We start from the raw sequence: 7,363 nt of genomic DNA, 5'->3' as shown, positions 1-7,363 counted from the left end.
ACGGCTTACACAGACCATCTGACACGCCCGTTGCGTCCCCTCCCCCATCTAAGACACGCCGAAAACCCCAAACCGCTAGGAACCCCCTCCCCGTAGCATGGAAAGAACCCGCACGCGCGTACCCAGCACGGGCACGAAGACGGGCCACACACACCTCCCCAGAACGGACCAACCACCCGATGAAGCGCAAGCCCAGAGGCCGCCTCGAACTCACCTGGATGGGCAAAGACTCCGCCCTCATCCCCTCCGAGAACGGCAAGTATGACTACGCCTGGGTCGACCCCGACGACGTCCGCGTGCGCGAAATCAAGACCCTCGAGATCACCGATCAGGTCGGAAAGGAGTCCGACAACCTCGTCATCATTGGGGACTCTGGCGACGCTCTCCGCTCCCTATCTACCGTGCCCGAGTGGGAGGCCAAGTATGGCGGCCAGGTGAAGTTGGTCTACATCGACCCGCCCTTCAACACCGAGCAGACCTTCGAGCACTACGCCGACCAGTTGGAGCACTCCGTCTGGCTGACCATGATGCGAGACCGGCTCCGCGACCTCCGCCCTCTACTTGCCGCTGACGCATCTGTGTGGGTCCACCTCGACGACGTCGAGAACCATCGCATGAGGGTCCTCATGGACGAAGAGTTCGGAGCCGAGAACTTCATCGCCGAGGTTCACTGGCAGAAGACCTACTCGCCGCGAAACGATGCAAAGGGTCTGTCCAACGCCGTGGATGTGATCCTCGTGTACCAGAACGGGCCCGGGTGGGCGCCAAATGGCCTGCCGCGCACTGCGGCGCAAGATGCACGCTACTCGTCCCCGGACGGTGATCCCGAGCCGTGGATGTCCAGCGACGTGTCGGCCCCTGGCGCCAGGACCCACCAGGGAATGGTGTATGCGATCCAGCACCCGTTCACGGGCGAACTCCTCTACCCGGCATCCGGCCGACACTGGACTTGGGGGCAGGAGGATGTCCTAGCCGCGATGCAGGGGTGGGCGCCCTACGAGCTCCGAAACATCAACGACGCCGCAGAACGCGCCAAGCGATGTGGTATGGCCGTAGGCGACGTGCGGCCCAACGTGCCTGCCATCATGCTTGCCGTCGGCGTGGACGAAGCACGAAAGAGCGCAGAGCGTCGGATGAAAGAAGGGAACTGGCCCGCCTGGTACATCACCAAGCGCGGTGAGGGCGGACTGCGCCGCAAGTCTTGGCTGAGCGAGATTCGGTCAACGCGCACTCCGGACAACCTGTGGCTGTGGGAGGAGGTCGGCCACACCGACGGCGCGAAGAAGGAGATTCAAGCGCTCTTCCCCGGCCAGACCGCGTTCTCCACACCAAAGCCCGAGCGCCTCCTCGAGCGCGTCATCCAGATCGGGTCCAATACGGGTGACCTGGTGCTGGACTTCTTCGGCGGATCGGGGACGACTGCGGCCGTTGCGCACAAGATGAGGCGCCGCTGGATCACCGTTGAACTTCTCGACGGCACGGCACAGACGTTTACCATCCCGCGTCTGCGGAAGGTCGTCGACGGCACAGACACGGGCGGCGTGAGCACCAAGACTGCACGGATTGCCGCTGACATGCTCCCCGAGGGCATGACACCGAAGGACGCGACCGACTTCGGAACAGCCCTCAACCGAACTGTCAAGGTCGTTGACTTCGACGAACTCGACGTGAAACTCCCCAGGACCCTGACCAAGGACCTGGACGAGGAGAGCCTGGCCAGGATCAAGGCCGCAACTGTGAAGGCCACGCTCAAGGCACTCAAGGAAGCCACGAAGACCCGCAAGGTCAAGACCACCACCTGGGAGGGCGGGGGCGGATTTACCGTGGCGAAGGTCGGCCCGTCCATGTACGAGGTGGACGACGACATCGGCGCCGTGTTCCTGTCCCCAGAGGCGACGAACGGGGCCTGGTCCAAGGCTGTGGCCGGGCAGTTGGAGTACACGCTCACCCCGGATCACGCCGTGTTCGCGGGAGTGAAGGGCCGGAACCGGCTGGCCGTGATCGACGGTGTGGTGGACGTGGACGTCGTGCGCACTGTCGTCGAGAACCTCGAGGCCAACGAACGGGCTGTGATCGTAGGTAAGGCCGTGTTGCCGGGCGCCGCCGAACTGCTGGCTGAACTCTCCAAGGGGTCGCGGATCAAGCATGCCCCGCATGACCTGTTCCAGAAGGGCACGGTGAAGTGACGATGACCGCACAGATTGAGTACGACGAGGCCCTGATCGAGGAGATCGCGGCTCGCTTCGACCTGCGTCGACCGAACCGTGACGCTCTCGCCACCCTGGTGGAACGGATCGCCGACGGTGACGGGTTCGAGGAGATGGTCGCGGACCTGGCCACGGGTGTCGGCAAGACGTTCCTGATGGCCGCTCTGATCGACTACTTGGCGTTCCAGGGTGTCAGGAACTTCCTGATCGTCACGCCCGGGTCCACGATCCAGCGGAAGACGCTGGAGAACTTCGACAAGGCGTCCCCGAAGTACGTCTCCGGTGGTGAGACGTCCCCGTTCATCGTCACCCCGGACAACTACAAGGCCGCGAACGTCGGGGCCGCTTTGCGGGATGTGCGCCGGGTGAAGGTGTTCGTGTTCAACATCCAGCAGTTGCTGTCCCCCACGGCAAAAGCCTCAAAGGGGACCTGGAACGACGACGAGAACCTCGGCGGCGCCCTCTACCAACACCTTTTGGAGGTCGACGACCTGGTCATCATCGCTGACGAGCATCACGTCTACCGTTCGGCGGCGAAGAAGTTCCACGCGACCATCCGCAACCTGAAACCGCGCGTCCTGGTCGGGCTCACGGCCACCCCGGACGAGAAGGACTACGACAAGGTCGTGTTCGAGTACACGCTCGGCGAGGCCATCGCCGACGGGTACGTGAAGGTCCCGGTCATCGTGTACCGGAAGAACGGGACCGCAGACGAGCGCACCCAGTTGTCGGACGCCTGCGAACTGCTCCGGATCAAGGAACGGGAGTACGACACGTACGTGGCGGCGCACCCGGACGTGGCGAACGTGAAGCCGGTTCTGTTCGTGGTCTGCCAGGACATCGAGCACGCCTCCGAGGTAGGGGCTCTGCTGGCTCAGGACGGGTTTATCGGTGAAGGCTCCGCAGTCCTGGAGATCACCTCACAGTCCTCGGATGAGGCCCTCGCGGCTCTGGCAAACGTTGAGGACCCGGACTCCCCGATCCGCGCCATCGTGTCCGTGAACATGCTCCGTGAGGGCTGGGACGTGAAGAACATCGCCGTGATTGTCGCGTTGCGCCGCCTGGCATCGCAGACCCTGACCGAGCAGATTCTCGGCCGCGGTCTGCGCCTGCCGTTCAGGAGCCGTACCGGGGTGGCGATGATCGACCAGGTGGACTTGGTCGCCCATGACTCGTACGAGACCCTGCTGGAGCAGAAGAACGTGCTCCGTGAGCGGATCATGCGCCCGGAGCGGGCGACGAACACTGACGACCAGGGGTTCGCCCCTGCCCCGACTCTGCTGGACGTACAGGAGGCCGCTGTTCGCGCCGAATCCGGGGACAACCCGGCCGGAACAGTCACGGGGGTGACGGCCCCGAGCGTCCCTTCTTCGGAAGGCAGGGCCACCGAGGCTGATCCGGTGGCGGCCTCTCCCACTCCCGACACCGACGACATGCTCGGCGTCTTCAAGTACACCGAAGACGGGGACACCGTCCCGGTCCTGGAGACCCGCACCCTGGAGGACCGGCAGAACACACCCGCCATGATCCAGGTCAACCGCATCCAGGGAGCACCCCAGGTCGTCTTCCCGCGCCGCGAGTCCCGCATCATCGACGCCACCTTCACCCTCGCCGACGTCAGTGACACGGACGCCCGCCAGGCAGGCCGTGACCTCGGCAAGGATGCCCGCGCCACCCTCAGCCGTGACGCCCTGGAAGCCGAACGCCACGGTAAGGACGTGACGATCACCCGCACTGTCCAGGAGTCCGCGTACGCGACCCCCATCGTGCAGGACCTCGCCACCGTCCGCATCGGCCTTGTCCAGGCCATCCTGCGTCAGCCGGAGGTCCCCCAAGTGCGCTCCTCATACAAGGGCGCCGACCGCATCGTCGCGGCGTTCATGGAGGGTGCTGGTGTCCACGACGACGACGCCGCGAAGGGCTGGTCGGAGGCCCGCAACCGTCAGGCCGTGGCCGCTATGACAGACCTGATCCGCTCCCGGATCATGGCCCGCCCGAAGGTCACCCGGTACGAGTTTGTGCCCGTGGTGCTCCCGGTGGAGCCCGTCACTCAACCCGAGCAGGTCCGCCCTGGTCATTCTGACGAGCCGTTCCAGAAGGGCTACCAGTACGGACACTGGCAGAAGAACATCATGCCATCGGCCACGTTCGACGCCGCGTCCACCGAATGGGCGCTGGCGAAGATGCTGGATCGAGACCCTGCCGTGCAGTGGTGGCTCCGCCTGTACACCAATGGGGATGCGTACATCCCGACGGAGCGTGGCCGCTACTTCCCGGACTTCGTTGTCCTCACCAAGGACGGCACGCACTGGTTGGTCGAGGCCAAGTCGGATCGCGATGTGCTGGAAGAGTCTGTCGTGCTCAAGCGGGATGCCGCTCGGACCTGGGCCCGTGCCGTCCGTGACGAAGACGAGTTCGGTACCTGGCGGTACATGTTCGCGTCCGAGTCACACATCGGAGCCGCTGACGGGTGGGAGTCCCTCGTCCAGATCACCCAGCCCGAGGGCTAACCTCGAAAGCCGCTGATGTTCGCGATAGATTCTCGTCCCCATCGTCAGGCTCCAAGGAGACCCGCCGCCCATGCCCTTGCGTAACCCCCTGTATCTGGACGCGGAGTCCCTGTACGCGTACGCGCAGTACAGCCAAATCGAACCGGAATCCATCAAGGACGTCGTCGAGAGGCACCGCAACACAAAAGAGGCCACTGCGAAGGCGGGTGTGCCTGGCGCGAACGCTCAGGGCGGAGGTGCACTGGAGGTCGAGGTCCAGCACTCCTACACGCTCGCCCCCAAGCAGAAGGCGGCGGTCAGCCGCTCTCTCGACGAACTGATTCGAGAGGAGGCAATCCTGACTCTCGGAGGCCAAGATCGTGCTCCGGAGAAGGACGACCTGGTACACGCCGAGGGACGCCTAGTGATGACCCCGACCTCGCTGGCGGGAAAGATGCTCGAGTTCCTCCGCCAGCACATCGGGGACGACGACGGGACTGTGAGTGCCCTCATGGCTGGTGAGGGCCTGCCGGACGCGGCCCTGGGCAAGGTCCTTCGGGACGCCTATTTCAAGGGCACATTGCCCAACATCCCGTTGTTGATGGAACTCCGTGGTACCGGCTACCAGGGACGAGTGTTCGTCAGCCTGCCCCCGTCCGGTTTCGTGGACGTCGCCCAGGCTGAACACATCGAGGGCAACCGCCGCGTTCTCGGCCAGGTGGAAGAACTCATCGGCGGTGGGAACGAGGGGTACCTGTCTGCGGAGAAGTGGCTCCTGTCGCGGTGGGACTACATGATGCGGCGACTGATGATGGCCCAGATGACTGGCACGGTGGAGAAGTTGATCGACAACCTTGGTATTGAACTCGAGGTCCACGACGTGCACGCGACCCTTCAAGGGCCCGCGGTGATACTCAACGCCGTCATGGTGTACTGACTCGTACCAACGGACATTCAGGAGCCCCCAGGAGCCGCAGATGGCGACTCCTGGGGGCCTCGCGTCCTTCTCACCATGGAGGCGGGGCCGCCTCGGTGTGCTCGTCAGCGGTTGTGGGCACCCTTCTGCCGGGACCAGGCGATCCCTCCAGCGATCAGGGCGGCGGGCAGGCCCGGCAGGAAGAAGCCGATGACACCGGCGTACACGGCGCCAATGAACATATTCTCAACGGACCCGCCGTCGGTGAGGCCAGCGAAAGCGCCGACGAGGACGCCGCCGACGGCGCAGATGGCCAGGACGAGCAGGGCGGCCTTCATGGGGCTCATGCGTGCGGGTGCAGGGCTCTGGGGTGCGGTCATGGTGGTGCTCCAGTGTGTACGAGGTGGTGGGGTTGGTCAGTTCTGGACTGGGTTGGCGGACAGGGCACCCGTGGAGGGGTTCCAGTGGACGCCGAGGTTGCCGTCGAGGATTCCGGCAGGGATGGTGACGTCGTTGGCGAGGTCCTCGGTTTTGGGGTCCTGGCCGGGGCGCACGTCTACGAAGACGGGCTCGCCTTGGCCTGAGCCGAGGGGATTCTCCGTGTAGCCGAAGGCGCGGCCGTCGTCGGTGGCGCCGATCAGGGTGACCGTCTTCTCGCCGTCTCTGCCGCCGACGCACGTGATCTTGTGGTCGGGGCTGATGATGGACCCGCCGATAACGTTCCAGTCCCCGTTGGGGCTGGTGTGCATGTCGCGGTACTCGTTGGGGGCGCATTCGACGTCAGCCTGGACCTTGCCTGTGGCGACGGAGACGAGCACGGTGCGGCTGTCCAGTCCGGCCTTACCTTCGATCATGGCCAGATCGTTCGTGTTGGAGGCTACGACGTCGGCGTGGGTTAGGTCGGGCTGTCCCAGAAGGTAACGCTGGTCCAGGAGTCGGTGGTGACGGCGTCGCCTTTCATCGTGATGACGGTGTTCCCGATGGTGGCGATTCCGTCGATGCCGGTCTTTTCGTGGAGTTTGCCGTCGGCGGTGACGGCCCATGCGGTGGGGTTGAGGGTGGCGTCGCCGAGTCCGGGGCCCTTCGCGGTGAATGGCATGGCGGAGTCGTTGTCGATGGTGTGCTCGGCGATTGTGTTGCCGTCGGTGATGTTGATGACCTGGACGTGAATCTGAGGCGTGGACGTGCCGAGGCCGGTTCCGGCGCTGTGGGTGTTGGTGGTGAGGGCGATGACGGTGGGTGAGAGTTGGGTGAGCGTCGTGGTCGATCCCGGGTCACGGGTCAGGTGCCAAACCTGCTTGCCGTCTGTGTCGTAGGCGGCGGTGTCGGTCTCCCCGTGAAGGACGATGCGGTCACCGTAGACGTGGGCCTCAGTACCCATCACGGTGTTCAGTTCGGGGCGGATGGCCCACTTGGCCTCGCTGAAGGCAGACGCTGTCTTCGGGGCCTGGACCTGCGGGGTGGAAACGCCCGGTTGTGGGTCGGAGGTGGTCTGGCCCTGCTCCGCTGTTCCCTGACTGTTGCTCGGGGTGCCGGGCGTGCTGGTGTGCGTGTCGTCGTTGGTGGCGGTCTGGCTCTGCTCTGCGGGTGCGGCGCAGGCGCTCAGGGCGAGGGTGAGTGCGATGCCGGTGGCGATGAGGGCGCGGCGCGATTGGGGCAAGGTGGCCTCCGTGTGGTGCGAAATGACGGCCCCGTTCTGGTGGGGGATGGGGTCATCTTGGCAGGGCGTGTCAACTTGTCTGTGTAAGCGG

At 64.9% G+C, this 7,363-nt stretch carries 6 protein-coding genes; 3 read left to right on the top strand and 3 right to left on the bottom strand.

Translation table 11 applies throughout. The features are described from left to right. The first annotated feature begins 179 nt into the window (after window positions 1–179). The 3 genes from HMPREF2863_RS05050 to HMPREF2863_RS05040 all read left to right on the top strand — a co-directional run bounded on the left by HMPREF2863_RS05050 (window position 180) and on the right by HMPREF2863_RS05040 (window position 5,633). Window positions 180–2,186 carry a site-specific DNA-methyltransferase gene (locus tag HMPREF2863_RS05050; protein WP_070638529.1) on the top strand — a complete coding sequence of 669 codons (2,007 nt, stop codon included), beginning with the start codon at window positions 180–182 and terminating at the stop codon, window positions 2,184–2,186. Window positions 2,187–2,188: 2 nt separating this feature from the next. Beyond that, complete coding sequence (locus HMPREF2863_RS05045; protein ID WP_070638527.1) at window positions 2,189–4,717, top strand: DEAD/DEAH box helicase family protein; 2,529 nt, start codon at window positions 2,189–2,191, stop codon at window positions 4,715–4,717. Between the two features lie 70 nt (window positions 4,718–4,787). After that, window positions 4,788–5,633, top strand: coding sequence for a DUF6414 family protein (locus HMPREF2863_RS05040; protein WP_070638524.1), 846 nt, complete (start codon window positions 4,788–4,790; stop codon window positions 5,631–5,633). Between the two features lie 104 nt (window positions 5,634–5,737). Here HMPREF2863_RS05040 and HMPREF2863_RS05035 read toward each other — a convergent pair whose 3' ends face one another. The 3 genes from HMPREF2863_RS05035 to HMPREF2863_RS05025 all read right to left on the bottom strand — a co-directional run. After that, window positions 5,738–5,992: a hypothetical protein gene (locus HMPREF2863_RS05035; protein ID WP_141756364.1), complete on the bottom strand. Its 255-nt coding sequence runs from the start codon at window positions 5,990–5,992 to the stop codon at window positions 5,738–5,740. Window positions 5,993–6,028: 36 nt separating this feature from the next. Continuing rightward, complete coding sequence (locus HMPREF2863_RS05030) at window positions 6,029–6,466, bottom strand: hypothetical protein (protein ID WP_070638518.1); 438 nt, start codon at window positions 6,464–6,466, stop codon at window positions 6,029–6,031. 41 nt (window positions 6,467–6,507) lie between these two features. Beyond that, window positions 6,508–7,363 (bottom strand): hypothetical protein (locus HMPREF2863_RS05025; RefSeq protein WP_210386724.1); only part of this gene is annotated, 856 nt, incomplete at its 5' end.

The organism is Micrococcus sp. HMSC067E09, from assembly GCF_001812555.1.
In the GTDB taxonomy this organism is placed as follows: Bacteria; Actinomycetota; Actinomycetes; order Actinomycetales; family Micrococcaceae; genus Micrococcus; species Micrococcus lylae.
This window is presented reverse-complemented; position numbering and strand designations above follow the sequence as displayed.